44 protein-coding genes are annotated in these 24,565 nt (G+C 68.8%); 6 read left to right on the top strand and 38 right to left on the bottom strand.

Features of this window, described 5'->3' with window-relative positions; translation table 11 throughout:
• Window positions 1-33: 33 nt before the first annotated feature.
• The 36 genes from R2APBS1_RS13810 to R2APBS1_RS13645 all read right to left on the bottom strand — a co-directional run bounded on the left by R2APBS1_RS13810 (window position 34) and on the right by R2APBS1_RS13645 (window position 19,415).
• A complete protein-coding gene (locus R2APBS1_RS13810) occupies window positions 34-513 on the bottom strand; it encodes a phage virion morphogenesis protein (RefSeq protein WP_015448390.1) in 480 nt (159 codons plus the stop codon).
• On the bottom strand, window positions 513-1,778 hold the full coding sequence (locus R2APBS1_RS13805; RefSeq protein ID WP_015448389.1) for a phage head morphogenesis protein: 1,266 nt from the start codon (window positions 1,776-1,778) through the stop codon (window positions 513-515). The genes R2APBS1_RS13810 and R2APBS1_RS13805 overlap by 1 nt, the downstream gene beginning before the upstream one ends.
• Before the next feature lie 123 nt (window positions 1,779-1,901).
• Complete coding sequence (locus R2APBS1_RS13800) at window positions 1,902-3,530, bottom strand: DUF935 domain-containing protein (RefSeq protein WP_015448387.1); 1,629 nt, start codon at window positions 3,528-3,530, stop codon at window positions 1,902-1,904.
• The gene (locus tag R2APBS1_RS13795) at window positions 3,524-5,128 is read right to left on the bottom strand and encodes a hypothetical protein (RefSeq protein WP_015448386.1); all 1,605 of its coding nucleotides are present in this window, start codon (window positions 5,126-5,128) and stop codon (window positions 3,524-3,526) included. The genes R2APBS1_RS13800 and R2APBS1_RS13795 overlap by 7 nt, the downstream gene beginning before the upstream one ends.
• Window positions 5,125-5,676 carry a phage protein Gp27 family protein gene (locus R2APBS1_RS13790; RefSeq protein ID WP_015448385.1) on the bottom strand — a complete coding sequence of 184 codons (552 nt, stop codon included), beginning with the start codon at window positions 5,674-5,676 and terminating at the stop codon, window positions 5,125-5,127. The genes R2APBS1_RS13795 and R2APBS1_RS13790 overlap by 4 nt, the downstream gene beginning before the upstream one ends.
• A gap of 2 nt (window positions 5,677-5,678) precedes the next feature.
• Entirely contained in the window at window positions 5,679-5,987 is a 309-nt protein-coding gene (locus R2APBS1_RS13785) for a VpaChn25_0724 family phage protein (RefSeq protein ID WP_015448384.1), read from the bottom strand.
• Window positions 5,984-6,277 carry a DUF2730 domain-containing protein gene (locus tag R2APBS1_RS13780; protein ID WP_015448383.1) on the bottom strand — a complete coding sequence of 98 codons (294 nt, stop codon included), beginning with the start codon at window positions 6,275-6,277 and terminating at the stop codon, window positions 5,984-5,986. The genes R2APBS1_RS13785 and R2APBS1_RS13780 overlap by 4 nt, the downstream gene beginning before the upstream one ends.
• Window positions 6,274-6,516, bottom strand: a complete 243-nt coding sequence (locus tag R2APBS1_RS20215; protein WP_015448382.1) for a TraR/DksA family transcriptional regulator — start codon at window positions 6,514-6,516, stop codon at window positions 6,274-6,276. Before R2APBS1_RS20215 ends, R2APBS1_RS13780 begins: the two co-directional genes overlap by 4 nt.
• The gene (locus R2APBS1_RS20210; RefSeq protein WP_015448381.1) at window positions 6,513-6,728 is read right to left on the bottom strand and encodes a hypothetical protein; all 216 of its coding nucleotides are present in this window, start codon (window positions 6,726-6,728) and stop codon (window positions 6,513-6,515) included. The genes R2APBS1_RS20215 and R2APBS1_RS20210 overlap by 4 nt, the downstream gene beginning before the upstream one ends.
• Window positions 6,725-6,931: a hypothetical protein gene (locus R2APBS1_RS19390; protein ID WP_051061184.1), complete on the bottom strand. Its 207-nt coding sequence runs from the start codon at window positions 6,929-6,931 to the stop codon at window positions 6,725-6,727. The genes R2APBS1_RS20210 and R2APBS1_RS19390 overlap by 4 nt, the downstream gene beginning before the upstream one ends.
• Before the next feature lie 7 nt (window positions 6,932-6,938).
• On the bottom strand, window positions 6,939-7,382 hold the full coding sequence (locus R2APBS1_RS13760) for a hypothetical protein (protein WP_015448380.1): 444 nt from the start codon (window positions 7,380-7,382) through the stop codon (window positions 6,939-6,941).
• Window positions 7,379-8,131 (bottom strand): transglycosylase SLT domain-containing protein, encoded by a 753-nt coding sequence (locus R2APBS1_RS13755; RefSeq protein WP_015448379.1) that lies wholly within the window; start codon window positions 8,129-8,131, stop codon window positions 7,379-7,381. The genes R2APBS1_RS13760 and R2APBS1_RS13755 overlap by 4 nt, the downstream gene beginning before the upstream one ends.
• On the bottom strand, window positions 8,128-8,322 hold the full coding sequence (locus R2APBS1_RS13750) for a hypothetical protein (protein ID WP_015448378.1): 195 nt from the start codon (window positions 8,320-8,322) through the stop codon (window positions 8,128-8,130). Before R2APBS1_RS13750 ends, R2APBS1_RS13755 begins: the two co-directional genes overlap by 4 nt.
• The gene (locus tag R2APBS1_RS13745; RefSeq protein WP_015448377.1) at window positions 8,319-8,642 is read right to left on the bottom strand and encodes a putative holin; all 324 of its coding nucleotides are present in this window, start codon (window positions 8,640-8,642) and stop codon (window positions 8,319-8,321) included. The genes R2APBS1_RS13750 and R2APBS1_RS13745 overlap by 4 nt, the downstream gene beginning before the upstream one ends.
• A 131-nt stretch (window positions 8,643-8,773) precedes the next feature.
• Entirely contained in the window at window positions 8,774-9,187 is a 414-nt protein-coding gene (locus R2APBS1_RS19385) for a hypothetical protein (protein WP_015448376.1), read from the bottom strand.
• Window positions 9,184-9,774 (bottom strand): hypothetical protein, encoded by a 591-nt coding sequence (locus R2APBS1_RS13735; protein WP_015448375.1) that lies wholly within the window; start codon window positions 9,772-9,774, stop codon window positions 9,184-9,186. The genes R2APBS1_RS19385 and R2APBS1_RS13735 overlap by 4 nt, the downstream gene beginning before the upstream one ends.
• The gene (locus R2APBS1_RS13730; protein ID WP_015448374.1) at window positions 9,774-10,043 is read right to left on the bottom strand and encodes a hypothetical protein; all 270 of its coding nucleotides are present in this window, start codon (window positions 10,041-10,043) and stop codon (window positions 9,774-9,776) included. Before R2APBS1_RS13730 ends, R2APBS1_RS13735 begins: the two co-directional genes overlap by 1 nt.
• The gene (locus tag R2APBS1_RS13725) at window positions 10,036-10,296 is read right to left on the bottom strand and encodes a hypothetical protein (protein ID WP_015448373.1); all 261 of its coding nucleotides are present in this window, start codon (window positions 10,294-10,296) and stop codon (window positions 10,036-10,038) included. The genes R2APBS1_RS13730 and R2APBS1_RS13725 overlap by 8 nt, the downstream gene beginning before the upstream one ends.
• A complete protein-coding gene (locus R2APBS1_RS13720; protein ID WP_015448372.1) occupies window positions 10,296-10,538 on the bottom strand; it encodes a C2H2-type zinc finger protein in 243 nt (80 codons plus the stop codon). Before R2APBS1_RS13720 ends, R2APBS1_RS13725 begins: the two co-directional genes overlap by 1 nt.
• A gap of 1 nt (window position 10,539) precedes the next feature.
• Complete coding sequence (locus tag R2APBS1_RS13715; protein WP_015448371.1) at window positions 10,540-10,995, bottom strand: gp16 family protein; 456 nt, start codon at window positions 10,993-10,995, stop codon at window positions 10,540-10,542.
• Complete coding sequence (locus R2APBS1_RS13710; protein WP_015448370.1) at window positions 10,979-11,185, bottom strand: hypothetical protein; 207 nt, start codon at window positions 11,183-11,185, stop codon at window positions 10,979-10,981. Before R2APBS1_RS13710 ends, R2APBS1_RS13715 begins: the two co-directional genes overlap by 17 nt.
• Window positions 11,185-11,577 (bottom strand): hypothetical protein, encoded by a 393-nt coding sequence (locus tag R2APBS1_RS13705; RefSeq protein ID WP_015448369.1) that lies wholly within the window; start codon window positions 11,575-11,577, stop codon window positions 11,185-11,187. The genes R2APBS1_RS13710 and R2APBS1_RS13705 overlap by 1 nt, the downstream gene beginning before the upstream one ends.
• A complete protein-coding gene (locus R2APBS1_RS13700; protein ID WP_015448368.1) occupies window positions 11,574-11,783 on the bottom strand; it encodes a hypothetical protein in 210 nt (69 codons plus the stop codon). Before R2APBS1_RS13700 ends, R2APBS1_RS13705 begins: the two co-directional genes overlap by 4 nt.
• Window positions 11,780-12,070 carry a hypothetical protein gene (locus R2APBS1_RS20205; protein ID WP_157769753.1) on the bottom strand — a complete coding sequence of 97 codons (291 nt, stop codon included), beginning with the start codon at window positions 12,068-12,070 and terminating at the stop codon, window positions 11,780-11,782. Before R2APBS1_RS20205 ends, R2APBS1_RS13700 begins: the two co-directional genes overlap by 4 nt.
• A gap of 25 nt (window positions 12,071-12,095) precedes the next feature.
• The gene (locus R2APBS1_RS13695) at window positions 12,096-12,518 is read right to left on the bottom strand and encodes a hypothetical protein (protein ID WP_015448365.1); all 423 of its coding nucleotides are present in this window, start codon (window positions 12,516-12,518) and stop codon (window positions 12,096-12,098) included.
• On the bottom strand, window positions 12,515-12,958 hold the full coding sequence (locus R2APBS1_RS13690; protein ID WP_041676789.1) for a hypothetical protein: 444 nt from the start codon (window positions 12,956-12,958) through the stop codon (window positions 12,515-12,517). Before R2APBS1_RS13690 ends, R2APBS1_RS13695 begins: the two co-directional genes overlap by 4 nt.
• 1 nt (window position 12,959) lies before the next feature.
• Window positions 12,960-13,577, bottom strand: a complete 618-nt coding sequence (locus tag R2APBS1_RS13685; protein ID WP_015448364.1) for a DUF3164 family protein — start codon at window positions 13,575-13,577, stop codon at window positions 12,960-12,962.
• A complete protein-coding gene (locus R2APBS1_RS13680; protein WP_015448363.1) occupies window positions 13,574-14,284 on the bottom strand; it encodes a hypothetical protein in 711 nt (236 codons plus the stop codon). The genes R2APBS1_RS13685 and R2APBS1_RS13680 overlap by 4 nt, the downstream gene beginning before the upstream one ends.
• Entirely contained in the window at window positions 14,284-14,562 is a 279-nt protein-coding gene (locus tag R2APBS1_RS13675; RefSeq protein WP_041676788.1) for a hypothetical protein, read from the bottom strand. Before R2APBS1_RS13675 ends, R2APBS1_RS13680 begins: the two co-directional genes overlap by 1 nt.
• Window positions 14,555-14,938, bottom strand: coding sequence for a hypothetical protein (locus tag R2APBS1_RS13670; RefSeq protein ID WP_015448361.1), 384 nt, complete (start codon window positions 14,936-14,938; stop codon window positions 14,555-14,557). Before R2APBS1_RS13670 ends, R2APBS1_RS13675 begins: the two co-directional genes overlap by 8 nt.
• 10 nt (window positions 14,939-14,948) lie before the next feature.
• On the bottom strand, window positions 14,949-15,245 hold the full coding sequence (locus tag R2APBS1_RS13665) for a hypothetical protein (RefSeq protein WP_157769752.1): 297 nt from the start codon (window positions 15,243-15,245) through the stop codon (window positions 14,949-14,951).
• Window positions 15,242-16,207 (bottom strand): AAA family ATPase, encoded by a 966-nt coding sequence (locus R2APBS1_RS13660; RefSeq protein ID WP_015448359.1) that lies wholly within the window; start codon window positions 16,205-16,207, stop codon window positions 15,242-15,244. Before R2APBS1_RS13660 ends, R2APBS1_RS13665 begins: the two co-directional genes overlap by 4 nt.
• Before the next feature lie 73 nt (window positions 16,208-16,280).
• Window positions 16,281-18,233, bottom strand: a complete 1,953-nt coding sequence (locus R2APBS1_RS13655) for a transposase domain-containing protein (protein WP_015448358.1) — start codon at window positions 18,231-18,233, stop codon at window positions 16,281-16,283.
• Window positions 18,233-18,646 carry a hypothetical protein gene (locus R2APBS1_RS13650; RefSeq protein ID WP_041676786.1) on the bottom strand — a complete coding sequence of 138 codons (414 nt, stop codon included), beginning with the start codon at window positions 18,644-18,646 and terminating at the stop codon, window positions 18,233-18,235. The genes R2APBS1_RS13655 and R2APBS1_RS13650 overlap by 1 nt, the downstream gene beginning before the upstream one ends.
• A gap of 35 nt (window positions 18,647-18,681) precedes the next feature.
• Window positions 18,682-18,966 (bottom strand): hypothetical protein, encoded by a 285-nt coding sequence (locus tag R2APBS1_RS20200; protein ID WP_157769751.1) that lies wholly within the window; start codon window positions 18,964-18,966, stop codon window positions 18,682-18,684.
• Window positions 18,967-19,058: 92 nt separating this feature from the next.
• Window positions 19,059-19,415, bottom strand: a complete 357-nt coding sequence (locus R2APBS1_RS13645; protein ID WP_015448355.1) for a helix-turn-helix domain-containing protein — start codon at window positions 19,413-19,415, stop codon at window positions 19,059-19,061.
• Between the two features lie 112 nt (window positions 19,416-19,527).
• Here R2APBS1_RS13645 and R2APBS1_RS13640 point away from each other — a divergent pair, with 112 nt between their 5' ends.
• Together R2APBS1_RS13640 and R2APBS1_RS13635 are read left to right on the top strand one after the other, a co-directional pair.
• Window positions 19,528-20,028: a hypothetical protein gene (locus R2APBS1_RS13640; protein WP_015448354.1), complete on the top strand. Its 501-nt coding sequence runs from the start codon at window positions 19,528-19,530 to the stop codon at window positions 20,026-20,028.
• An 18-nt stretch (window positions 20,029-20,046) separates the two neighbouring features.
• A complete protein-coding gene (locus R2APBS1_RS13635; protein ID WP_015448353.1) occupies window positions 20,047-20,355 on the top strand; it encodes a hypothetical protein in 309 nt (102 codons plus the stop codon).
• 105 nt (window positions 20,356-20,460) lie between these two features.
• On the opposite strand, the gene R2APBS1_RS13630 is transcribed toward R2APBS1_RS13635, so the two are convergent.
• Window positions 20,461-20,808, bottom strand: a complete 348-nt coding sequence (locus R2APBS1_RS13630; protein WP_041676783.1) for a phage protein Gp27 family protein — start codon at window positions 20,806-20,808, stop codon at window positions 20,461-20,463.
• A gap of 148 nt (window positions 20,809-20,956) precedes the next feature.
• On the opposite strand from R2APBS1_RS13630, the gene R2APBS1_RS13625 reads away from it, so the two are divergent.
• Genes R2APBS1_RS13625 through R2APBS1_RS13610 form a run of 4 tightly spaced genes read left to right on the top strand, consistent with a single transcriptional unit; the run spans window position 20,957 to window position 23,895 of the window.
• Complete coding sequence (locus R2APBS1_RS13625; protein WP_015448351.1) at window positions 20,957-21,379, top strand: cytochrome b/b6 domain-containing protein; 423 nt, start codon at window positions 20,957-20,959, stop codon at window positions 21,377-21,379.
• 4 nt (window positions 21,380-21,383) lie between these two features.
• A complete protein-coding gene (locus tag R2APBS1_RS13620) occupies window positions 21,384-22,058 on the top strand; it encodes a response regulator transcription factor (RefSeq protein ID WP_015448350.1) in 675 nt (224 codons plus the stop codon).
• Window positions 22,055-23,434 carry an ATP-binding protein gene (locus R2APBS1_RS13615; protein WP_015448349.1) on the top strand — a complete coding sequence of 460 codons (1,380 nt, stop codon included), beginning with the start codon at window positions 22,055-22,057 and terminating at the stop codon, window positions 23,432-23,434. Before R2APBS1_RS13620 ends, R2APBS1_RS13615 begins: the two co-directional genes overlap by 4 nt.
• Window positions 23,435-23,472: 38 nt before the next feature.
• On the top strand, window positions 23,473-23,895 hold the full coding sequence (locus R2APBS1_RS13610; protein ID WP_015448348.1) for an OsmC family protein: 423 nt from the start codon (window positions 23,473-23,475) through the stop codon (window positions 23,893-23,895).
• Between the two features lie 120 nt (window positions 23,896-24,015).
• On the opposite strand, the gene R2APBS1_RS13605 is transcribed toward R2APBS1_RS13610, so the two are convergent.
• Window positions 24,016-24,486 (bottom strand): cytochrome c, encoded by a 471-nt coding sequence (locus tag R2APBS1_RS13605; RefSeq protein ID WP_015448347.1) that lies wholly within the window; start codon window positions 24,484-24,486, stop codon window positions 24,016-24,018.
• Between the last annotated feature and the right edge of the window lie 79 nt (window positions 24,487-24,565).

Here is a 24,565-nt window from a genome sequence, read left to right as displayed (position 1 = left end):
CACCGGGAGCCCCGGAGGCGCTCACAGGGCGCGTCAGGCGGCCGGCCCGGAAAAGGCGGCGAGCAGGTGATCGCGGGTCAGCGCCACGATCTCGTCGGCATCGGTGGCGCTGATGCCGAGCCAAGGGCGAGCGGGGATGCCCCGGTTCGGGTCGCGGCTGCCGAACTGGTGGACGGCGCCGTAGATCGCGTTGGTGCCGACCAGCACCGCCGTGTCGCCATCGAGCTGCCAACTGAGCTGGTCGCCCAGCATGTGATGGTCGAACTTGAGGATGGGCACGCCAGGGCGCTTCTTGGCCTTCCAGCGCCTGTAGGACGGTTCGAGCGCGCGCCACCGACGGCCGTCGGGGTCCACTTCGTGGTCGCCACGGTCGCGCGTGCTGCGTAGCAGGTACTCGCCGATGTCGGAGAGCAACAGGCGCGAGCCTTCGGGGCTCAGCTTGGCCGCGGCGTCGTTGAGCGCCGCCGATGCTTCGCCGACGTCGAGCTGAAGCTCGATGCGCGCGCCGGCCATTACAGCGCGCCCCTCAACAGCACCAGCTCGCCGCTGGCCAGCCGCGCCTGCAGGCCGGCGGTGGGCACGATCTCGCGGCCGGCGTAGGCATTGATGGCGCCGGGCGCCTGCGCCAGCTGCACGCGCGCCACGCTGGCGTTACTGCCGGCGCCGCTGAGCACGTACAGCAATTGGCCGCCGGCGCGATCGAGCAGCACGGCGTCGGCCTTGCGCAGCACGCGGGGGACATCGCCCGCGTTGCGGGCCAGCGCGGCGTCGCCGGAGCCGATGGGTGCGCTGGCGGGCGTGATGCCGGCCGCGACCAGCGCCTGCACGGTGTCGGCATCGAGCGCGCCCAGCACCAGGTCGTCGTGCGGCACCTGGGTGGCGGCCGCCAGGCCGAGTCCGATTAGCCATTGCCGCCAGGCGTCGAAGGTGGCATCGAGCACCTGGGCAACGCCGGGCCGTTGCAGCAGCTGGGCCAGCAGCTCGGCGCCGCTCAGCGCCGGAAGCTGGGCGGCCTTGCGCACGGTGTCCTGGGTGAGGCGCACCAGCGGCGCGCGCGGCGGCGGCACCGGCACGGGCGGCATGCTGCGTTCGAAGGCGCTCTTGCCCGGCGCATAGCCGAAGCCTGGATCCACGCCCGCCGGCGTCTGCACGGTGCGCGGGTGCGGGCCGCGCTGGCCCACCACGACCTCCTGCATGTCCACCGGCGGCGCGGTGTCCGGGCCGGTCTTGCCCAGGCGCGCCAGGTCGCGTGCGTTGAGCGCCTCGACGGTGCACTGGCAGCCCCAGCCGTTCGGCGGGTAGTGCGTGTTCCACCAGCCATCGTCGGCAGCGAGCACTAGGCCGTTCCATGCCAGGTGCATGGGCCGCGGATGCTGCACGGCGTCGCTGTGCCGGTAACGCCAGTACGGCCGCACTGCCTTCAGCGCCTGCAGCTGCGCGTAGCGGCCAGCCGCGTAGCTGGTGCGCAGGTTGGTTTCGTAGATGACGCGCGTGCGCCAGTTACGCCCGCCGTTGTAGGCCCAGCCGTACTTGGCCACGATCTGATCGAAGTCGTGGCGGAACGCCTCCAGGCCGGTTCCCTCGGCGATCGCCTTGTCCACCGCCGCGCGCAGATCGACCAGCAAGTCGATCCGGTTGGCGCCGGCGACCATGAAGGCGTGGTCGTGCTCCGCCTCCCACACGTCGGTCCAGGCTTCGGTGAGCACGTTCTTCTTTGCGCGGAAGAACGCGATCTGTTCCTTGAACGGGAGGGAGCCGTAGGCGACGCGGTCAGCCACGGCGCTTCCACGCGCGGATCGCGTCCGCCAAGAGCCATCCTCTTTGATAGGGCTGCAGAGTCATGCCGAGCCGCTTCGCTTCAGCAAGCAGCTTCCGCAGGCGTGTCCGACGTTGATGGGCATTCATGCGCCGCTCGCCTCCTGCAGGATCTCGTAGCGTCCAGCCAGCGCGGCCGCCGCCAGCCCCTGCGCCATCGCCTCGGCGTACTGCTCCAGGCTCATGTCCGGCGCCAGCTGCAGGATGCCATCGCGCAGCGCTTCGAGGGAGTCGACGCGACCAGCCAGCGCGCGGATCTGCGCCAGCCAGTCGCCGATCGCCGGCGCCACCGCGGTGTCGAGCTGGTCGACCATGCGCGCGGGAGGGTCCAGCGGCGTGGCGGGCTGCGCGGTGGCAACGGCCGTGCCGGGCGCGGGCGGCGCAACAGCAGGATCAGCCGGCGCCGGTGCGGCAGCGGGCGCGGGCGCGGGCGACGCCACGACTGGCGCCGCCGGCTTCGGGGCCACCAGCAGATCCGCGTCGTCGGCTTCCGGCTCCGGGATGCCGATGCGCTCCTGCGCCCACTGGCGCGGGATCTTCATGCCCATCGCCACCAGCGACGGCAGCGCGTCGGCGTACGTCTTGATGTCCTCGGTTTCCTCGACCGGGAAGATCAGGCGCGGTGCGCGACGCAGGTTGGTGGCCAGCCCGTTGAGCACGGCGATCGGGTAGATCAGGTCGCGGCTGAGCGTGGCGGCGATCTGCTTGGCGTCACCGTCGCGCAGGTCCTTGCGCACCTCGTCGTGCACCTTGCCCAGCGCGTTCGTGCTGGTCTTGCCGTCGGCCTGGCTGGTGAGCGTGCCGCCCAGGATCACCTTGCTCTGGGTCTTCTCGCACCAGTCGATCATGGCCACGAAGGCATCGGGGTCGCCCGTTGCGGCGTCGTGGAAATCCAGCGTCATGCCGTCGGGGATGATGCCGGCGGCGTTATGGCCCAACTCGCTGAGCGCGCGCAACAGGGTGGCCTTTTCGGCCTTGCTGCTGCCCGGCGGGTACTTGCCCACGCGCAACGGGATGCCGTAGATCTCCAGGAACTCGGCCAGGTCCGCCACGCTGTAGTTCTTGAACAGGTACGGCCACACCAGCACGCGGAACATGCCGCTGCGCGCCAGGTAGCCGCTCTTGGCCTTGTGCGTGTGGGTGATCCAGCCGAACGGCTGCAGCGGTTCGCCGGCGACAGTGCCGTCGCGCAGGCGGATCTCCTCGCGGTAGCCGCGGTGCACGGTGAACCAGCTCTGCGGCCGGTGCGTGACGGTCTTGGGCAGCCACCAGCCGTCGAGCTGGTGCCACTCGATCTCCAGGCAGCAGTAGCCCTTGCCGATCGCATCCGTGACGTCGAACACCAGCTCGTCGAAGTCGGGGATCTCCGCCAGCAGCTCCTTCAGCTGCTTGGCGTTCTTCTTTTCCGCCGCATACGGCGACGACGGCGGCACGATGTCCCAGTCAAGCTCGCGGATGGCGCCGCGGCGCTTGAGCATCTCGCTGGCCAGGTGGCCGTCCTTTTCCTCCATGTCTTCATACAGCTCGCACTGCGCGACCAGGTCGCCTTGCTCGGCGCCATCGAGGATGGCCGCCACGCGCGACGGCGTGAGGCCGCGGCTCGGATGGTTCTGCCATTCATTGCGCAGCGCCAGGCTGCGGCTGGTTTGCGGCTCGGCCAGATCCGCCGTGCGGATCGGCTGGCCGTCCAACCCGAGGATCGTCGAGGTCACCATGCTTTGGATTCCGGTAGTGCGAAGTCGGCGCCATCGTCGGCGCGCATGCGCATGCCGCCGTCGTCGGCGAGGCGGTTGTCGAAGCCGCGGGGCTGGATGGGCAATGCCTGCCAGGCGATTTCGGCGCCGGGGTGCCGGCTGGCGTAATGCATCATGGCGATGGAGATGGCGGCATCGCCGTGGCGTTTGTTGCCATCCTTGCCGGTGGTGCGTTCGTCCGGCACGCGGGCCACGCCGCGGATCATCTTCACAAGGCGCAGGTCGCTGGCCACGTCCTTGTCGCGCGGAATCAGGATGGTGCCGTCTTCAAAGGCCGCTTTAAGCGGCGGCATTTGCTCGCGGTACCAGGAGTCGGTGGCCATGATCAGCTCGACGCGACTATAGCCATAGCGCTGGGCGAGGAACTCGGCCACGGCGCTGCCGTTGCCGCGAGCATCCACCGCTGCCTTGACGAAGTTCGGCAGGCGATCGCACACGAAGAACAGGATCTGTTCCTGCTGGCGGTGCGGCATGTTGCGCAGCTCCAACATGAACGGCACGCGGCGCGTCAGGTTCTGCTCGATCTGCGCCGGCGTGATCACGGTGAGGTCGCCGCTGCGGCCGAAGTCCTCGCCGAGCACGCTCTGCAGCTGCGGGTCGAGCGCCGCCAGCAACGGCGCCACCTCGAAGTCGAGCCATTCCTGGATGGCCTGGTAGCGGTACACATCGGGTTCTTTCTCGAACCCCGGCGGGCAGGTGTAACGCAGCACCGGCGCCGCCACCATGCGCGCCTCCACCAGCACGCCCGACAGCCAGCTGCCGCTGCCCTGCGACGGGATCACGTCAAGCTCCTCGCTGGCCGCATCGCCCATCGTCTTGCGGATAGCCGCCTTCCACATGGCCTCCGTTTCATCCGACCACACTTTGTGCTGGCGCAGGCACACGTGACGGTACAGGCCCTCGGCGCAGGCATCCTCGAAAGTGATGCGGTGGACGCTGCCCGCCCGCTTGTCGGCGCGGATGTCCTCGATCAACTGGTTGAACGGGTTGTCTACGCCGTTGTGGGTGCTGATGATGCGCACCTTGCCGCCCCACATCAGCAGCGCGATCGCGGCCTTGAGCAGCTCGTCGAGCTGGCCGTGGAACGCGGCCTCGTCGATCACCACCACGCCCTGCTTGCCGCGCAGGTTGGCCGGCCGACTGCTGAGCGCCACGATGCGGAACCCGCTGGCGAAGCGGATGGTGTACGTCTTGATCGCCTTCTCGTCCTTGCCGTCGGCGAAGATCTCCTCGCCTTCCTCCATCGCCTCGCACGCCTGGCCGAAAATGCGCGCCCACATCGCACAGGCCTCGATGTATTCGATGGCCATGTCCATGTTGTAGCCGATGTAATACACGTTCATGCCGCCGGCGCTGCCGGCACGGCCGGCGATCAGCACGTCGTCGGCGGCCTCGGCCCAGGTGAGGCCCGTGCGGCGGCTTTTCTCCGCCACCTTCAGGTCCGCGTCGTCGGCCAGCCAGCGCTGCTGGTACGGCAGCAGCACCGCCGGCACATCGCTATCGGCGGTGTTCGGCAGCGCCTGGCGGACGGCATCGGCGAGGGCGAGCGGCTCGGTCATGCCATGCCCAGGATCTGCTTGCGGATCGTCTCGGCGGTGGCGGCGGTCATGCCGCCGGCCTGCACCACGCCCTTGAGCGCCTCGGCCTGCTCCGCCTGCAGCTGCTCGCGCGCCAGGCGCGCGATCTCCTGCCGTTCGGCCAGGCTCATCTTGCGCGCTTGCAGCACGGCGCGGGCGCCGCGGGCCAGCTCGCCGATCTGCTTGATCGACACGCCGTCGTCGGCGTTCTGCGCTTTCAGCGCGGCGTCGGTGGCCAGCGTGGTCACCGCCTGCACCAGCAGCTGGCCGGCGCGGTCGTTCGGGTCTTCGCCCAGCTCGGTGACCAGCGCGGTGCTGGCGGCCTGGATGTCGCGCATGCGGCCGGCCAGCTCGTTCACCTGCTGGCTGTAGCGGCCAACCGCGCTGCGGCTGGGCACCTGGGCCGCGGGGAATCGCTCGCGCACCTGGGCGAGGATTTCGTCCAGGGTGTGGCGATCCTCGCGGATCAGCTTTTCCAGGTAGCGGCGCTGCTCGTCGGGCAGGCGCTTGATGGTGGAGGCGCGCGGCATGGTTACCGCGGCCCCGGCCGGCGCACGCCGGGCACGATGGCGATGCCGCGCACCACGTCGTCGCCGCGCGAGGTGATGCTGGCGATGGTCAGGTCCGGCACCTCGGGCAGCGATTCCAGCCGCACCAGGGACTGCTCCCGCAACCAGTGCAGGTCGGTGGTCACGTCGTCGCGCGTGGCGGCGATGCCCAGCGCGTACAGACCGGCGTGCAGGTTGCTGCTGTTGGCGCGGTAGCCCGGCTGCTCGCTGAGCAGGCGCAGCAGCACCAGGCGGCGATCTTCGCGCAGGCGGTCGGTGAAGGTTTTGCTCATCGGTCGTTCTCCAGCAAGTGCTCCTGGATGGTTCGCAGCATCTGCGTCATGGCTTGGGTCTGGCCGCTGATCGTGGCCACGGTCTCCACGACTTCGCTGATGCCGCTGCGCAGCTCCGTGAGATCGCGGTGGGTGGGCAAGTTGTCCACTCGGCCCTCCAGCGTGATCAGCCGCCCCCACATCTGCCGGCTATCGGCCGACTGCCCGCTGATGCGGATGCCGACCAGCAGCAGTCCGATCAGGTCGATTACCAGCAGCGCGATGATCACGGCGGCAACGGTTTCGTTCATCGGCGGTAGCCTTTCAAGCGGTGTTCGTGGTCTGCCGCACAGCTGGCGCAGCGGCTGGTCTTGTGATCCAGCGCGGCCAGTCGCGCCGGTTCGATCGGTTCATCGCAGTCGATGCAGATGCCATCGATCGACGTGTTGCGTGGTGAGTGCGCATCCGCGATGCGCTGCAGCGTCGAGGCCATCGCGCGATCGCGGTCCTGTGCGTCGCTTTCCTGCGCGCGGTCGATGTCATCGCTCAAGGCTTCACTCCCTTCGGCACAGGCGCGAAGCCGTGCATCCACATCAGCCGCTGCAGCGCATTGGCGCAGGCCGACTTCGTATTTCCGTGCGCCATCGCGGCGCTGCGTTCCGCGCCGGTGAGCCGCTGCGCAATGCGCTCCTGCTCGGCGGCGTCGCCCTGCCATTCGCGGATCAGCGCCTGCGCATCCTTCGTCCATTCGGTCAGGCTCACGGTTGCGGCCCCGCGCTGACCTTGGCCGAGGTGGCGCGGTCGGCGTTGGCCGCCTGCAACTTCCCTCGCCACTGTTCGATCCACGCCAGCCCGTCCAGCACGCATACCGCCGGCGCGCCGCGCCAGCTGCAGTGCGCCGCTGGCGGTGCTGGCTCGGCGATCGGCTGCGTCAACGTCGCATCGAGCGGCCGGTAGGCGGGCACGGGGACTTCAATGACGGGCGTCGGCCGGGGCACCTGCCGTTTTGCCCCACAGCCGCTCAGCGACGGCAGGACAAACAGGCAGGCGAGCCAGGTCAGCGCAATCCGGGGATTCATGGGCTGCTTTCCTGAGTGTGTCTTCGCGGGCTTGCTGGGCGGCGGCCAGCTTGCGTTGCAGGCCGGCGCGCTCGGTCATCGCCGCATCGGCAAAATAGTTGGCGATCTGCAGCTCGCGCTTCTTCGCGTCCAGCAATCGCTGCACGTTCGCCAGGGTCTGCGCGGTGGCGTCGCGCTCGGCGATGGCCAGGTTGCGGTCGCCGTTCGCCTGGTCCACCTGTTTCTGTGCCGACTTCTGCGTTGCCGCCACGCCGTCGTCGTAGCCGCGGGAGTGGCCGTGCCATTCCAGCGCGACAGCAAGCGCCAGCAGGGCCAGCAAGGCATAGACGTACTTCATGCGCACACCTCTTTGCCCGACCAACCGGCATCGAGATACGCGGGTTCCAGCACCAGCAGGATGCGTCGCACGTAGCCGCGGTTCTCGCGCCAGGCGGCCGCGCTGCGCGCGCGCTGGTCGCTCACACTGCCGAACCAGGTGCCGGCATCAAGGCGCTTCCGCTCGGCCAACTGCATCTCCTGGTGCAGGCGCTTCTCGCCGCCGTTGTAGGCGCTGAGGCCGAACGCCCAGCTATCGCACTGGGTAGTGCCGGGGTTGCGCTTGACCAGCCAGGCGTCGTACACCGCCGCGGCCAGCGCAGCCTGTTGCGGGTCCCACGGGTCGAACTGGCCCAGCTTGTCGGGGAACGCCTCGGCGATCCACGCGCCGGTCGACGGCATGAACTGCGCCAGGCCCTCGGCGCCCACCGGGCTACGCGCCTTCGCGTTCCAGCTCGACTCCTGGTGGATCTGCGCGGCCAACCGCGCGGGCGAGCCTTCCACGCCCCATTCCTCGGCCACGGCCTGCTCGACGTAGCGTCGATACATGGTGTTGACCTCGGGCACCGCCACGCGCACGTGGGCGGCGGCCGCAGGCTTTGCCGGTGCAGCGCTGGCCACCGTGGCCAGCAGGATCAGCCCGGCGACGCACATGCCGATGCCGACGGGCGTCTGCCAGCGCGGCGGCGGCAGGAAGCCCCACATGCGCCGGGTGGTCGCGTCGTAGATGAAGGAGCCGCCGAGCAGCAGGAGCAGGAGTGCGCCGATCATGGAGCGATCACCACGGCGACTCGAAAGCCGATGGCAGCCAGCCAGAAGCCGAGGCCGATCAGCAGATAGAACACGCCGCGAATGGCGCGATACGGCGCCAGCGGACTGGTCGCGGCACCCAATTTGGTCGGGATCAGCCACCCGCCCAGCAGCCAGAAGAACACGGCGAATGCCAGATGGATGAAGTTCATGGCATCAACCCCGCCGCCACGATCGCCGCGGCCATCAACGTGGCGCGTCGGGTCTGCGCCATCGCGCGCTCGATGCCGTCGAGCTGGTGCGGGCGGGCATACGGTGAAGCCGCGCGGTCGAAGCCGTAGCCCAGCACCGCGGCCAGGCTCAGCTTGCTCACGATCCACAGATAGCTGCCGATCTTCGCCGGGTTGAGGAACCAGGCGATCACCACCAGCAGCAGCAGACTCAGCAGCGCCCACAGCGCCATGCGGCCGAAGTCATCCAGGGCGGCGGCAAAGCCCTGGTAAGTCGCGCTCAAACGGGATTTGAAGTCCATGCACCGGCTCCTGAATAGGTGCCGGCGGGACTGCAGGGGATCAGCCCCGCCGGCGTACAGCGCGCAAGGGGGGAGCGCGCTGTAGCGGTCAGGCTACGGATGCAAGGGAGGGGTAATCAGACTGAAGCGCTTCAGCGGCTTTGCTGGAACAGGTCGCGCTGGTCGGCGACGGGGCCACCGGTACGTGCAAGGATGTTGAACACTTGTCGCTGCGTCAAGCCATTTTCCAGCGCGAGCGTGGCGGTCGACGTGCCGGCGGCATTGTCCGCGACGATCTTGCGATCACGCGCAGCGCGCAGCGCGGCTGCCGCGCGGTCGAGCTCGATGTAGTCGCGTGAGTGTTCCGCCACCAGCTGTTCCATTGCCGGCAAGCCGATCAGGCGGGCCAGCCAGTGGTCCGCGCTGGCCACGTCCGGCACGTACACGCGCGTGCCGCCGCGCGCCTCGACAAGGCGCAGCATGGCGGGCAGACCGATCAGCTCGGCCAGCGCCGCAAGGCGCGGCGGCAGGTCGCCGGCATCGATGGCGGCGTGCAGATCCGTCACGCCGGCGCCTTCCCGTACTTCGCGAACGCCTTCGCGCGCTCCGCGTCCCATTCCGCATCGGTCAGCTTGCCGTAGTCGTGCATCTTGTCGAGGTAGGCGAGCTGCTCGGTCAACGGATCCGCTGCCGCCGTCGGCGGGCTCGGCCCTACAGCGCGCCGGCCGGATCGGGCCGCGGTTTCGCGCGCCTGCTCGGCGGCGGCGCCGGCCTGGTCGGCGATGCCGAACACGATCGCGCGCAGGTAGTGGTGGTTGGCCAGCGGCAGCGTGAGCTTGCCGCGCTGCTCAAGCATCTGCTCGATGCCGGCCGCCCACTGCACCGGCGTGGCCGGGCGGCGCACGCCGCCGCGCTCGTCGCGGCACACGGTGCCCTCGCGCACCAGGGCGTCGAGCAGGGTGACCAGCTTCACCGCGCGCACCAGACGCAGCTTCTGCTTGCCCGGCGTGAACAGCGCCAGGTACTCCACCACCGCGCGACCCAACACCGGATCCATGCCGGCCAGCAGCATGCCGAAGCGCTTGCCGTCCGGCTCCAGGAAGCCGGCGACGATGGGGAAGGATTCGCTGCAGGTGGGACACGTGACGTGCATCAGTTCACCCGCGTGCTGGCGCCGGACTCAATAGAAGCCAGACCCATATCCACGGTGGCGCTGATCTGTTTCACCAGCTCGCGCACCGAGTCATGGCCGATGATCGCCGCGGCATAGCCAAGCAACCCGCTGATGTGGTTGGCCAGGTAGCCGTAGCAGTAATCGGCACCCATGTCGGATTGCCCTTTCATGTCCTTGATGATCGCGGTCGATGCCGCCGCGCCGCGCGACATGCCGCGCTGAAGTGCGTAGTTGTTCTCGTCACGCATGCTCAATCTCCCCTGTAACGATGAAGCCCCACTGCGGCTTGTAGTAATGATCGACGGCGCTGAGCAGGAAGATCGCCAATGCCATGACCGCCTCGGCGGCGCCGAACACCCACGCCGGGATGCCGTTGCGCTCACATACCTTGACGCCATCCGGCCCGTCCTCGGCCAGGTACACGGGACAGAACGCGAGCCAGCCGTAATGGGTGAAGTCCGCGCGGATCTCTTGCGGCGAAAGCGGATTGATGATCGACATTAGATGGGCAACCTCTGCTGGCCGTGCGCTTCCAGCTCTGCGGGCGTGGGAACGTCGGGCTCGTCCTCGTCATGCGTCCAGCAGTGTTCGTCCGCCACGCCTTCATCCTCGAACACCGCGTGGCAAACCGAACATTGGTAGACCTCGCTGATTCTCGGTTGGCAGCATTCGCGCGCGTTGTCGTCGTCTTCGAAAACGCGGCCGCACGTGTCGCAGCGGTATTTGGTGTGCATCGTCGCCATGTCATTCCCCCTTGGTTTTACGTTGCCGTTTCTGCGCGTAGCTCAGTGCCGCCACCAGCTTGTGCAGCTGGTCGGCGCGCAGCCATTCGACCCGGTGCACCTTGAACATCCGCTGGGCCGTGCCGTGCGCGTAGTTCCAGCTTTTGCCGGCCTCGGCCAGCAGCGCGCCGACCTTGCTCACCATGCCGGCGATCTCGTCGCGTACGTTCTGCGGCGCATCGGGCAGGTTCACGGCGTTGCGCATCTGCTGCTGGCCTTCGCCGGCCAGGCGGCGCAGCTCGTCCAGCACCTGGGCGCGGCCGCGCTGGTCCAGGTCGGCGCTGCTGCGCACGTTGCCCACGCGCTGCAGCAGCGCCACGTAGGTGTCGCGGTCCAGGTGCAGCCGCTTGCTGGCCAGCACGTGGATGGCGGCCAGCTCGCGGTTGCGTTGAGTCTTGGCTTTAGCGGTGAGCGACATGAGCGGCTCCGGCCGTCGGGCTGATGACTTCCAGCCAGGCAGCGCGCCACGTGCGCGCCTCCGGCAGGGTGATGGCCAGGAAGTCGGCGATCTGCACCGGCGTCGGTACGCTCGGCTGCGCACGCGCCCACAGCGCGAAGCGCATGGCGCGCTGGCGTGCGAGCGGCGGGCGGCCGCGCGGGCGTGTCATTACGCTGGCTCCGCGCACGCCAGCTCGACCGAGCTGTTGTGCTTGTGCAGGTGGCGCAGCAGCGCGCGCGTCGACGGCCAGGTCGGCAGGTAATAGGTGTGCGTGTGCTTCTCGCGCTGCGCGTCGCACCACTTCTTGCCGAGCAGCTTCACCTGCTTGATCGTGTAGGGCTTCGGCCGGTGGATCACAGGACGTAGGAAGCGCCGGCGCTCCTCGCAGTCTTCGAGGATCCACTTCCCCTTGAAACGGCCGTCGACGTAGACCATGACCACCATGCGCATCTTGTCGCGCTGCACTTCCAGCGCGACGCAGAACTGGTCGCACTGCAGCTTCACCGACGCACCGGGGAACACCAAGCGCCGCTCGACCTCCAGGCATTCGTCGCGGGTCATGCCGCCTGCGCCTCGGCCACGTGGTAACCGCTGGCGTCCGCCGCCCAGGCGCGCCAGGCGTCGAGGTACATCGTGCGCACGGCCACCTTGCCGGGCCAGCTGTAGATCACGCGATCGCCGTTGACGCTCTCCACTTCGCGGGTTTCGTTGCCGACAGTGACCGTGTCGCCGTGCTGCGGGTCGATGCAGGGGTTGCGTTCGTTCATGGCGTATTGCCTCCCGCGAGCGTGATCCAGATCGTCACGCACGGAATCAGGTTGATGCAGAAGCGCCGGTTGTGGCGCGACCAGTGCACGCCGATCCAGAGGCTGCCTGGGCGGAACAGGAGGCCTTTTTTCATCGCCATTGCCTCCGTCGCTTGCCACCGGCCGGGTTGTTCGGTCGCGGCATGTAACACGTCGGCTTCGCCTGCGGATTCACCGGCGGCGCGATGGCCTCTGACGGGCTGTTGATGCCCTTGCGCCGCATTGCCAGTGAAAACATGCCGCGCCACGGGCCAATGATTAAGAGCCGGCGATTCATGCTGCCTCCGCGCGCATCAGCGGGAACAGCAGCTCCACGTCGACAGGCTCGCCGAGAATGCCGGCGCCGCTCGGATGCGGGTCGTGCACCAGCCGCCAGCCATCGGCGGTGACTTGGCCGACCACCGCATGCAACCAGTCACCGCGCGGCGATTTGCCGCCGAAGATGGCCAGCGCGCCGGGCAGATACCGATTCACCCACGGCGCCCACTCATAGCGCAGGCACGAATAGCCCTGTCCGTGCAGGAATGCCAGGATCTCGTCAAGCGCGCCCTCGGCATCGTCGTGCAATTGGTGGAAGTGCGGCACCTTGGCGAGGTCAAGGCCAAGCAGCGAGGCGACGCATGCCGGGTAGCAGTTGCCGATTTCGGCGGTCGGGCCATCCGGGCGGCCGAAGAGGGTTTGATGTACCTTCTTCATGCCGCCTTCTCCTGCACAGCCGCCGGCGCCGGCGCGGGTGCGATGACCGGGCGGTAGGCATAGACCAGCAGCGACAGCGGTTCGTTGGTGCCCGAGATCAGCCAGGTGCCCTGCGCATTGCGCCAAGCCATGAACACGTCGGGCGTGCGATCGCATGCGCAATAGGCCGAGACCATCACGTCGACCAACGGTGCCGGCTCTTCCTCGGTGACCGGCAACCAGCCGCCCAGCGCGAAGTCCTCCGCATGCAGCCACTCGCGCTTGCCGTCCGGGTGGTGCAGGCACCAGGTGGTGTCGTCGCCCAGGGTGTTGGCCAGGCCGGCGAGGCCGGCGACGATCGCGGCGCGCTGCGCCGGGTCGAACGTGAGCACGTTGCGCCAGGCGCCGCTGGTGTTGACCTGCAGCATGCACGTGGTGCGCTGTTCCAGGATCTCGGCCATGTCACACCCCCGATAGATCCAGGCTCAGCGCCTGGTAGCGGCCGTTCGGTTGACGGCGGTAGAAGCGGATGTAGCTCTTGCTGCCCACGACCTGCACGGCGTCGCCGATGGCTTCCATCGCGCGGAGCCAGCGTTCGTCCTCGATGGCCAGGCGCTTCAGAGCCAGCACGTTGCCGGTGCGGATGTTGCCGGCGCTGTCGACGCGGAAGGCGTCCTGTACCAGCAGAGCGATCTCCGGCCGGGCGCCCTTCGTCCACTCGGTGAGGCACTCGTCGATCAGTTTCTTCGCCGCCTGCAGGCGCTCGTCGAACACGATGCGTTCGGCGATGGCGCGTTGCACCCGCAGCTCGCCGTCGAAGCTGAGCAACTGGACGTTGCCCTTGTTGCCGCCGAGGCTGACGCCGTATTCGTTGGCGGACAGATCCACGAACGCCTCTATGTCGGCGAACGCGGCCAGCTTGAATTCCCGAAGGGCCTTGTTGACCGCCTCGGCCTTGGCCCACAGCTCGCGCACCAGTTCGTCGCGGGTGCGGTCGATGGGCTTGATCTGGCTCTCCGCCCACAAGGCGCCGCGAGCGTCGCGGCGGTGGCCCGCGGGGATGGTGTTGTCTGCTGTCATGGTGTTGCGTCCTTGGAATCGAGCGCCGCTTCAAAGGCGGCGCGGTGAATGTCGTGGGTGGCGTTGCGCATGCGCTCGCCAAGCCAGGGCGGCAGCTCGTCGTCGTCATCGAGCGGCGCGCGCTGGCTGTGGGCCAGCAGCGGCGGAAGTTCGTCATCGGTGTCGATGGGCTGGCGCTGCGCCGCGTTAAGGCATGGCGGCAGGGTGTTGTCGGGCATGGTTTCGCCCTTCATGTCCAGATGGTTGATGTCGCCGCCGCCAGCGACGCGCTGCCATGCGGCGTTGGATGTGGCGCCCGAGACTTTCTTCACCGCGCCGCGCCGCTGCAGCACCTGCAGGGCGACGTGCACCTGCGCGCCGGTCGCTACGCCCGTGCAGACGGCGATGATTTCCCGCGAGCGCATCGGCGCCGCGCCCATCCTGGCCAGCACCGCATCAGCCATCGGCGCCGGGCGCACCAGGCGCACGCGCTCGCGGCGGGTGTGCGGCGTAATCTCCGGCGGCTTGCGCACCGCGTGCACGCCGGAATAGCGCATCACCGCATCGTCGCAGTGGTGGCGCCGGGCGGCGCCATGCCGGACCAGGTAGCCCAGCTCGTCGTACACGTCCGCCAGCGTGGCACCGACCGTGGCGGCAATATGCTGCGGCGGCTGCGGCTGGCGCACGCGGCGCAGGCACATCAATACATCCTGGCGCAGCGCTTCCATCACACACCCGCCCGCGCGGCCACGTCGCCGCGCACGGTGTGCACCAGCCATTCCACCTGGCAGCCCTGCACCACGGCCACCATCACGTGCTCGCGCAGGCCGCCGGTGGGGCGGCTCTTGCGGATGGCGCCCTTGATGAAGCGGCTCGGTGCGCCATCCAGCACGATCAGCGGCCGACCGCCGCGCACCTCGATGGAGACCACGGTGGCGCCGGCCTCGTCGAGGAAGAACAGTGCGCCCAGGGCCTTGCAGGCGGCGCCGCGGAGGATCTCATTCATGGGATTCATGGTTCGCTCCAATGGGCAGCCCCAGCTGCCCGCGCAGGTCCGGCAGCGAGACGCGCTTCATCGCGCTGATCTGCCGGAGGGATGTCATGGCCCGGTCGAACAGGAAGCTGCAGGACCGGTCCAGCTCTTTGTCGTTGGCGGCGAGGTAGTAGCCGTGCGTCGGGTTGGCGCAGATGCGGTGACCCGCCGTGCGCAGCGCCTCGACGACGGTGCGCAGGCGGCGCTGGTCCGCTTCGCTGCGCCGGCCGGTCAGGGCCAGCACCAGCTGCTCGGCGGTAACGCCGGACGCTTCGCCGACACTGGCCTGCAGGACTGCCAGCACCGCGTCGGGCGTTAGGAGATTGCTGTGGTTCGTGTCGGCATGCATGGCGGCTACCTCAGAGGCGACTGGGTGGGTCGATGACCTGCCGTAACAGATAGGCATCGGGATCTGTTGCCGGCACCGGCGGTGTTTCCGATAGCAGCTCGGCGGCCGCAAGTGCGACCAGCGACGCACCATCGAAGAGCACCAGGCTCACGGGCTTTTCGCAGCGGATGACACCGATCACGAAGGTGCCATCGGTATCGTGGCCTGCCACGATGTGCCTGCCCTGCACCTCACCGAGGGGCTTCGCATGCATCACCGCAAGCAGCGCAGGAACCCCGTGCATGACTTTCCACGCCAGGCCGCTCACTTCTCACCGCCCGACATCAGTTCGGAGGCAGCGGCGCGTACGTCCTCGCAGCACACGGTGCGGCCTTCGGCGGCGGCGTACATGCTGGCCAGGCGCAGGGTCTTGGTCAGCGTGCGCAGCGCGCCGGCACCGCGCGCGATGGAGATCAGCGTGGGGTGGCACTTGGTGTCGGTGATGCCCCACGCCTTGATGAGGGCGACGATGTCGGCCTCGGTGCTTTGCTGCAGGCGCAGCCGCTTGCCGACGCGCGAGTACAGGCGGTCGAGCTGCTGGGCGTTGCGGCCGCCGGCCATGCGCGCGAACACGCCGTCGTTGCCGACCAGGGCGATGCCGATGGTGGTGGCGTCGTGGATGGCGCGGATCTCGTCGAGCGCGGCCACGGACAGGTGCTGCGCTTCGTCGACGATCAGCAGGCCGTGGGTGTCGCGCACGCGGCGGCAGATGGCCTTGGACATCTTGCGGGCGCCGCCGCCCGGCGACAGGCCCAGCGCGTCGCAGATCTCCTCCAGCGCCGTGACGACGCCGGCGGTGCTGGGCGTCATGGTCACGATCCACACGTTCGGGCTGCTGTCGCGGTAGTGCACGCAGCTGCTGGTCTTGCCGACGCCGGCATTGCCGTGGCTGACCGCGATGTCGCCGGCCATCTGCGCGTAGCCCAGCGCGCCGAGGATGCGCGCGGCGGTGGGCGTGACGACGAAGGCCGGCGCTTCCGGCATCGCGCCGCCAGCGGCGCGGCGGGCCATGTCGGCGTCGAGCCAGATGCGCAGCTTGGCGTCGATGCCTTCGTTGTCGCCAGCGTACTTCCCGGCCAGCCACTGGTTGAGCGTGGCCGGGCTGATGCCGGCTTCCTTGGCCACGATGACCTGGCTGAGGCGCTTCTCGCGCGCCATCACGCCCTTGACCTGGTCGCGCAGGTCGGCGTCGCCCTGATAGATTGCGGTTACGGTTGCGGTGTCATTCATTGCGTGTTGCCCCTTGTGGTGAGTGGTGCTGCTGCCTAGCCGCGGCGGTGTTCGAGCACCGCCGCAGCGCCTTCTAAAGCTGGTTCTCCTTCATGCGTTGCGCGCGCTCGAACATCAGCAGGTCGAGGGCGCTGGGCCCTTCGCTGCCGGTGGCGCGTGCGGGTGCGGGTTCGGGTTTCTTCGCGTGCAGGCCGAACACCGGCGCGAGCACGCCGGCGGCGACGGCGTCGGGCGGTGTCATGTCGGGCAGCTGCGCGGCGACACTGGCCGCGTCCATCAGCCGTTCGGCGGCGAGCATGTCCTTGGCCGCACGCTTGTATTGCTTCTTCCCGCGCGCGTGTTCGCGGGCGGCGTTGACGTCGGCGAAGCCGACCGCGGCGGTGCACTCGGCGGCGGCGATGTACGTACCGTCCAGCGCGTACACGTGCGCCACGCCCTGCAGGTGCCAGGGGTCGATGCGCAGCACCAGCTTGCGGCCGGCATGCTCGCTGAGCGCTTCGGTCCAGTAGCGGTTGCCGGCCAGATGGACACTGCCGGTGATCGGGTCCGCTTTGACCGCCTCGGCGGCAAGCAGCAGCAGGCGCAGCTGCTCGTCGCTGACCTTGCGCACGATGATGCGGGCGTAGCTCGCGGCGAATGTCGCGTCGAAGCTGCGGCCGGCGCAGGATTTCAGCTGCCGCCCGGTGCGGGCGTTGTGCGCGTGGATCTCGCTGGTCACCACACGCTCGAACTCGGCCCACTCGACCACGCGGCTGCCGTAGTTCTCGGGCTTGTTGGCGACACTGTTGCCGACGTACGCGCCCGCGAACGCCGGGTGCTTGGCAATGCGGTCGCAGAAGTCGCGCCACATGCGCTCGATCGGCTTGGCTTGGCCGTGATACGGGGTGACCCAGTGCACGTTGTCTGCGCCGACCAGTGTGGTGATCAGGCCGGTGGGGTCTTCCTCGCGGATCTTGAAGCGGTAGCGATTCGGCGTGCCGCCGGTCATCCACTTGCTGGCGAACGCGCGGCCGTTGTCCAGGTACACGCTGCCGGGCACGCCGTATGCGCGCAACATGTCGCCGAAGCTCAGCCGCACCATGTCGCTGTTTTCGTTGTCGCCCAGGCGCCAGGCGAGCAGCTTGCCGGTGCCCAGATCCTGCCAGCCTAGGATGCACGGCCGGCCGATGCTGCCGTCCGGGAACCGCACGTTGATGTCCCAGCGGTGGCCGTCGGCGTTGACGCCGTCCAGCGCCTCCAGCATGGAGCGGTCGCGCTCCTGCGCGGGGTAGGTTTTGGCCAGCGCCTCTTCGCCCTCGCGCGCCAACACGCGCACGGCGCGCGGCAGCTCGCGGATGATCCGGCGGGTGAAGGTCTTGAGGCTGGGCAGCTCCCAGCCGCGCGCGGCGGCGATGCGTTCCAGGCGGTCGTAGCAGCTGCTGGCGGTGGGCTGTTCCTGGCGCAGGTAGTCGGCCTTGAACAGCTCCCACGCCTCTGGCTCGATCTCGGCCGTGCTGGTGCGGCCGGAATAGTGCGGCAGCAGAAGCGCCAGCCAGTCCTTGCGATCGGCCTGCGCCACATCCTGCATCCAGCGCGCGATGCTTGCGGCGCTGCCGCCGCGCACGCCTTCGCGCTGCAGCTGGTCGGCGACGATCTGACGTGCATCCATCAGCGACGTGCCGCCGCGCACCAGGCTGGCGACTGTGTCCAGCGTCTGCAGGCGCATCGCGGCCATGTCTTTCATGGATTGCTTCGCGGCTTCGTAACGCTGCCATACGCTGCGCAGGTGCGCCTCGCTGGGCGCCAGGGTGTTGCGGCGACGCGCGGCCAGCGGCGCCGGCCGATCGCGCAACAGCAGCACGGCTTGGGTGACCGGTGGCAGGCTGGAAAAGGAGTATTCGAAGCCCTTGCCGCGCTCGCGCTGCCGGCGCTGCCAGCTCTCTCGCTCGGCGCGCGAATGGATGCGGCGGTCGGAGCTGGGCAGACCCGGCAAACCGGCCAGGTCGGCGGCCGTGTACCAGCGATCGTGCTGCGTGCCGTCGGCCATCACTTGACCCTCCGGCGCAGGTCTTTCAGCTCACGCAGCCGCGCATCCGCCAGCTCGCGCTCGCGCATGACACGGCCGATCTCGGAATCCAGGGTCTCGGCGCCGACACTCATGCGGCCGCCGTGCACGCCCACGTGCCAGTTGGCCAGCGGCGTGCTGCAGCAGACGATTTCCAGCACCGGCGACAGCCACAGAGGGCAGTTGAACTCTTCGCGCGCCGGCGCGGTGTAGCCGTCGAGCATGTTCTTCGTGACGTCTTTGCCGGTGAGCCGGCTGGCGCGCGCAGCCACTTCGTGGCGGTCCAGGCCGGCCTTGTGGGCATCGGCCAGCATGGCCGAGACCAGCTCGCTGACCACCGACCGGAAGTCCAGGGAGCCTGCCACCGGCACCACCGGCTGCGGGATCTCGAACATGTCGCCGCTATAGGCCGCCCCTACGGCCCGGCGATTCACAGCAGCTCTCCCAGCTGCTGCCACTGGCTGCGGTCGGCCAGCTCGGCGACCGTGCGGATCGTAATCTCGCCGGTGGCGTCGCAGCCCAGGTAGCGCTCGTCGCCGAAGCCCCAGAACACGCGCCATGTGGCGCCGCGAATCGTGCGGCCGATGGCGTGCCGGTTGTACAGCACGGCATCGAGGGGAAAGGATTGTGCGCTCGCGCTGGGGAGATGAGTCAGCGCCGGCGCGGTTGCACGCGCCTGCACGCCCGCAGCCACGCTGCAAACCAGCTCACGCACTGCCGGGGTTTTCGCGTCTACCGCCGCGGGGCACTGTCCGGCTGATCCCCGCCCATTCGCCCGGGCCAGGCTGTCATAGAGGGCAGCCATGTCTATTGGCCGTGCCGGTGTTGTGGATTGCCGCCGCGTCCGGTGGTGGTAGCCTTGGACACGATGCGGATATGCTCCGGGCGCATGGGCTTCGCACCGCGCGCGCGGTTGGTGGTGCCGTCGGCGTTGTAGCGGGTCGGCCAGATCTCGCGGGCTTCGATGCCCAGGGCTTCGGCGATGATCTGCTCCGCCTTCGGGTAGGGCTGGGCGAGGGCTTTGGCGAGCGAGGTGCGCGACGCATAGCCGTGGAACAGCGCGAGCTGCTGCAGCGACCAACCTTTCTTGCGCAATGCGGCGACGATGTCGGCGGGGTGCCAGTCAATGACGACTGGCTTTTTTTGGGCCGTGGCGGTGGACATGTGGCGCGTTTCCCCTTGGCGATATTTGCGACGTAGATATTACGCATATCTGAGTACAAGTCAACACATCTGCGAGCGTCCGATTCCGCTGCACTCGCACATCTGAGGATTCATGGGAAAAGTCAAAGATAAATCAGGTATTTACGACGAATCGGACGCAGCGCTGCCGAATCGGACGCTGCGTCCGATTCCCGCCCGTGGAATCGGACGTCGCATTTCTGAGGTGGCTGACCTGGTCGGAACGCGCACATCTGCGTATACGGTGATGGGCGTGTCCTCCGCCGCCCTGCAGCGGTACATCAAGGAGGAGAACGAACCCCCGTTTACGGCTCTCGCGCGGCTTTGCGCGGCAGCTGGTGCACGGCTGGACTGGCTGGCGACGGGCGAGGGCGACATGCACGAGGCGCCCGCCAGTCCCGCATCAGATAGCGCTTCGCAGGCGGTGAGACATGCGGAGCTGACCATCGCCTTGCAGCTGGCCGCAGAAGCACTCGGCGAGAAGGAACTGCCCCCCGGCAAGCACGCCGAGCTGGTCGCCCTGATCTATGAGTTGCTGGTGGAGGGGCTGCCGGAGGCCAAGGTGTTGCGCTTCGCGCGCGCATTCGCGGCCTGATCTCACAGGGGAGTAGATATGTCAGACCGTATCGCGCACATCAGGAGGCTCCTGGCCGACGCCAGGGTGCCGGACACGCCACGCATCCACCGCCGCCAGGGGCCGCTGGGCACGGCCAGACGCAAGGCGCTGATGCAGCACGCCCGGCTGACCGCCGCGCGCTACAGCCTCCAGGCGCACCTCGACGCGTTCGTCTACAACGCTGGCGCAGAAGCGATCACCAGCCTCGACTTGGAGCAGTTGGAGCAGCTGGTCGGTCGTCTCGAACACCTGGGCGCCGCGCTCGACGCCGCCTGCGATCCACCAGGTTCGCCGCCCGCGCGTTGAGCCTCGATTAAACGCCCTTCAAAGACGCTTGAAGCCGGCGCAGCGGCCGGCTTCATTTTGCAATCCTAGTGTCCGCCGCCTTGTTTTCGGCCCGATTTTGCAAACCTAAGCGGCAGTGGTGTTCATGCCCTCGACCAGGGCGTCATCGTCGGCGTCTATCCCGCTTTCCTCCAGCGCGTGCAGTTGCATCAGGATGCGCGACTGAGCCAGTTGCAGCCGTCCGAGCTCCATCAATAGGTCGTCTCGTTTACCCTTCGGCTTGGCCTTGATTTCAGCAACCCTTGCTCGCCGGTCTCCCAGGCTCGAATCTGCTGCCCTGAGCGCTTGAGCATGCCTTCCGAGCGCGCTACGGCTGATGTTGTACCCTTCAGAGGTCAGATGCTCGCGATGTTCATCGAGCTGGGCATATGCCGTCGTGCGCAGCCTTTCATCGAGTGCGTCCTGCACGCTCATGGGCAGTGAGTAGATAGATGAGGTCCGTGCCATGCATTTTTCGCCCTTTATTTTTCGTCCCGTTTTATCCCTCTTCCTTTTGCATGTGTCAACGGTCGGCATCCCATGAGATCGCACCCAATCCCGGGATATCCTGATTCCTCAAACCATGTGTCCCCGCACAGCCGACTGGGTGCCCGGCCCGCACCGCGTGCGCGATTACCTGCGTGCGCGACTGGCCGGGCGCTCGCAACGGCAGTTGGGGCACAACCCGGCGGCGGCGATGATGATCCTGGCCCTGCTCGCCGGCGTGCTGCTGGTGGGCGTCACCGGCTGGCTGCAGACCACCGACGCGTTCTTCGGCACGCCCTGGCTGGAGGAACTGCACGAGCTGCTGGCCTACGGCGTGCTGGGGCTGGTCGTGGTGCACGTGCTGGCGGCAGTAGGCGAGAGCGTGCACTACCGCGAGAACCTGGTTGCCGCGATGATCCACGGCCGCAAGCGCGCGCTGGGGCAGGATGCCGCAGCCGGCGGAAAAGCACCGCGACTTGCGGCAAGTCAAGTGAGCCGTCCAGTCACGCGACAAGAATGAGGCCATGCGCATCCTGCTAGCCGAAGACGATCGGGCACTGGGGCAGGCGCTGGCCGAAGGCCTGCGCCAGCTCGGCTATGCGGTGGACTGGATCACGGACGGCAACCAGGCCGCCGTCGCGCTGGCCGACACCAGCTACGCCGCCGCCGTGCTGGACTGGAACCTGCCGCGCAGCAGTGGGCCGGCCATCATCGCTGGCATGCGCCGGCGTCGCGACGCCACCCCGGTGCTGCTGCTGACCGCCCGCGACGAGCTTGCCGACCGGGTCGCCGGGCTGGACGCTGGCGCCGACGATTACGTGGTCAAGCCGGTGCACCTGGACGAACTGGCCGCGCGCCTGCGCGCCTTGCTGCGCCGCGCCGATGGCCAGCTCGAACCGGCGATCCGCGTGGGTGGGCTCGAAGTCACCCCGGTCGCCCGCGCCGCCACGCTGGAGGGTGCCGCGCTGGAGCTGACCGCGCGCGAATACCAGCTGCTGGAAACCCTGGTGCGCCATCCCGGGCGGGCCTATTCGCGCGACCAGCTGGAGGAGGCCCTGTACGGCTGGGACCAGGAAGTGGCCAGCAACGCGGTCGAAGTGCACATCCACCACCTGCGCCACAAGCTGGGTCCGGGCTGGATCCGTACCTTGCGCGGCATCGGCTACGCGATCAACCGGCCCGGCGGCCCGGTCGCGTGATCCGCCCCTCGCTCAACCGGCGGCTGGTGCTGCGGCTGGTGGCCGGCATCGTGCTGGTGTGGTGCGCCGCCGCCGGCTGGCTGGCCTGGCGCAGCCTGCATGAGGTCGACGAGATCTTCGACCAGATGCTGGTGCGCACCGCCGCCAGCGTGTTCGCGGTGATGCCTGACGACGCGGCCCGCGCCGGCGCGGTGCGCCCGCCGGACAGGAAACTGGTCGGCTCGGATGCCACGGCCCAGCGGCCGGCGATCGTGCTGCGCGATGCCCGCGGCGAGCTGTTGGTGGAGAGTGCCGAGCTGCCGATATTGCGCTTCGATCCGGGCGACGCGCATTTCCATTCGATCAGCCACGACGGGCGGCGCTGGCGGGTATTCCAGCGCTGGGATGCGCAGCACCAGTACTGGATCCAGGTCGGCGCACCGTTGGACGAACGCGACGAACTGATGCGCAAGCTGCTGGCGCCGGCGCTGCTGGCCTTGCTGGCGCTGCTGGTGCTGGTGCCGCCGACGGTATTCGCCGGCCTGCGCAGTGGGCTGAAGCCGCTGCACCGGCTGACCCGCAGCCTGTCCGCCGGCGCCAATCCGGCGGCGGCCTCGCTCACCGACGATCGGGTGCCGGTCGAGTTGGCGCCATTCACCGAGGCGATCGATCAGCTGGTCGATCGCCTCCGGCTCAGCCTGGAGCACGAGCGCCGCTTCACTGCCGACGCGGCGCACGAACTGCGCCATCCGCTGGCGGCGTTGCGGCTGGAACTGGACCTGGCCGGAAGCGGTGACGATGCGGCCGCCCGTGCGCGGCACCTGCAGCGCGCGCAGGACGCGCTCGACCGCATGCAGCGGCTGGTGGCCCAGCTCTTGATGCTGGCGCGGGTCGAGAAACTGGCCGAACTGGACGACGCCGGTCCGCTGCGCCTGGCAGGCGTGGCCGAAGCCGCCCTGCGCGACGTCAGCGAGCGCGCGGCGGCGCGCTCGATCGAGTTGTCGCTGGATCACGACGGCAACGACTTCGTGCTGGGCAGCCGCAGCCTGCTCGGCATCCTGGTGCAGAACCTGCTGGACAACGCGCTGCGCCACGCGCCCGAGCGCGGCCAGGTGAACGTGCGCGTCGGTGGCCACGACGGGCGGGTCAGCCTGGAGGTCAGCGACAGCGGGGCCGGCTTTGCGGCGGACGACACGGCGCGGCTGGGCGAGCGCTTCCACCGCCCCGAAGGCAGCGTGGGCGAGGGCAGCGGGCTGGGCCTGTCGATCGCGCAGGCGATCGCCCACCTGCACCACGGCGAGCTGACCTTCGGCCGCTCCGCGCTGGGCGGCGCGCGGGTCAGCTTCAGCCTGCCACGCATCGCGGGCGCCGCACCGCATGTACCCGGTTACGCCTGAGCGGGCGAAACACTCCTCACATCTTCGCGGAGAGACCCATGACCGAAACCACCCGCAGGCTGAGCTTCCAGGTCACCGCCCGTCGAACCGACGCGCACGGCAGCGTCGCCCGCTGCAAGGATGCCGAACTGTGGCTGGACACCGACCTGGCCGGCCGCATGGATGCGTTCAACCCCGCCGAGCTGCTGCTGGCTGCGTTGTCGGCCTGCATGATCAAGGGCATCGAACGGGTCGCGCCGATCCTGAAGTTCCAGCTGTGCGGGGTCGAGGTGCGCGTGCATGGCGTGCGCCAGGACGTGCCGCCGCGGCTGGAATCGATCGACTACGAGATTCTGGTGGACAGCGACGAGAGCGAGCAACGACTGGCCCTGCTGCACGACAACGTGCGCAAGTACGGCACGGTGTTCAACACGGTGGCGCCGGGCACCCGCCTCGCCGGCGTGCTGCGGCGGGCCGGCTGAAGCGCGGTCGTTGCCGCGCCGGCCCGTCCGTGGCGACCCGTTGCGCAGCAGGCTGGCGTCGCCGCCCCAGTCAGGCCAGCAGCATCGCCAGCATGGCGGCGAGCAGGGTTCGCGGGCCGCTCAGCGTCCGCCGTGGAAGTGCTCGCGGAACGGTTTGCGGAATTGCTGGTGGCAGCCCAGGCAGGCCCCCTGCAGGTTGGCGAACGCTGCGATCGCCGCGGTGCCGTCCTGCCGTTGCGCAGCCTGCGCCAGCTGCTGCGCGGCGTCGTGGGCTTGCTGGTCGTAGCCGCGGAAGTGGCCGGTGTCCTTGCCCACGAAGGCGAGGATGCGCAGCTTCTCCGCCAGCGGCGGTTGCGGGTGGTCGGCGATGCGCGCCGCCACGGTCGCCACCGCGGGCCAGTCCTCGCGCGCGATGCCGTCGGTGGCGCCCTGCATGTCGTGGCCAAGGTCGCGCATGATCGTCGTCAACGCCATCGGCGCGGTCCGGTCCGGCGCATCGGCCGCGTCGGCCGCCGGCAGCAGGCTGCCGGCGACTATCATCAAGGCGACGGCGACGCGTCGCGGTGTGGGAGTGCGTGGCGTGGGAGGCATGGGCGGTACTCCTGTGGGCTGGGTGTCGATGGGTGTCCGGAGGGTAGGCCGGCCTGGCGCGTTGCGCTGCCGGAAGCCG

This window comes from Rhodanobacter denitrificans (assembly GCF_000230695.2).
Taxonomy (GTDB): Bacteria; Pseudomonadota; Gammaproteobacteria; order Xanthomonadales; family Rhodanobacteraceae; genus Rhodanobacter; species Rhodanobacter denitrificans.
Note: the sequence above shows the minus strand (reverse complement) of the source record. Positions and strands in the feature narration are given on the sequence as shown.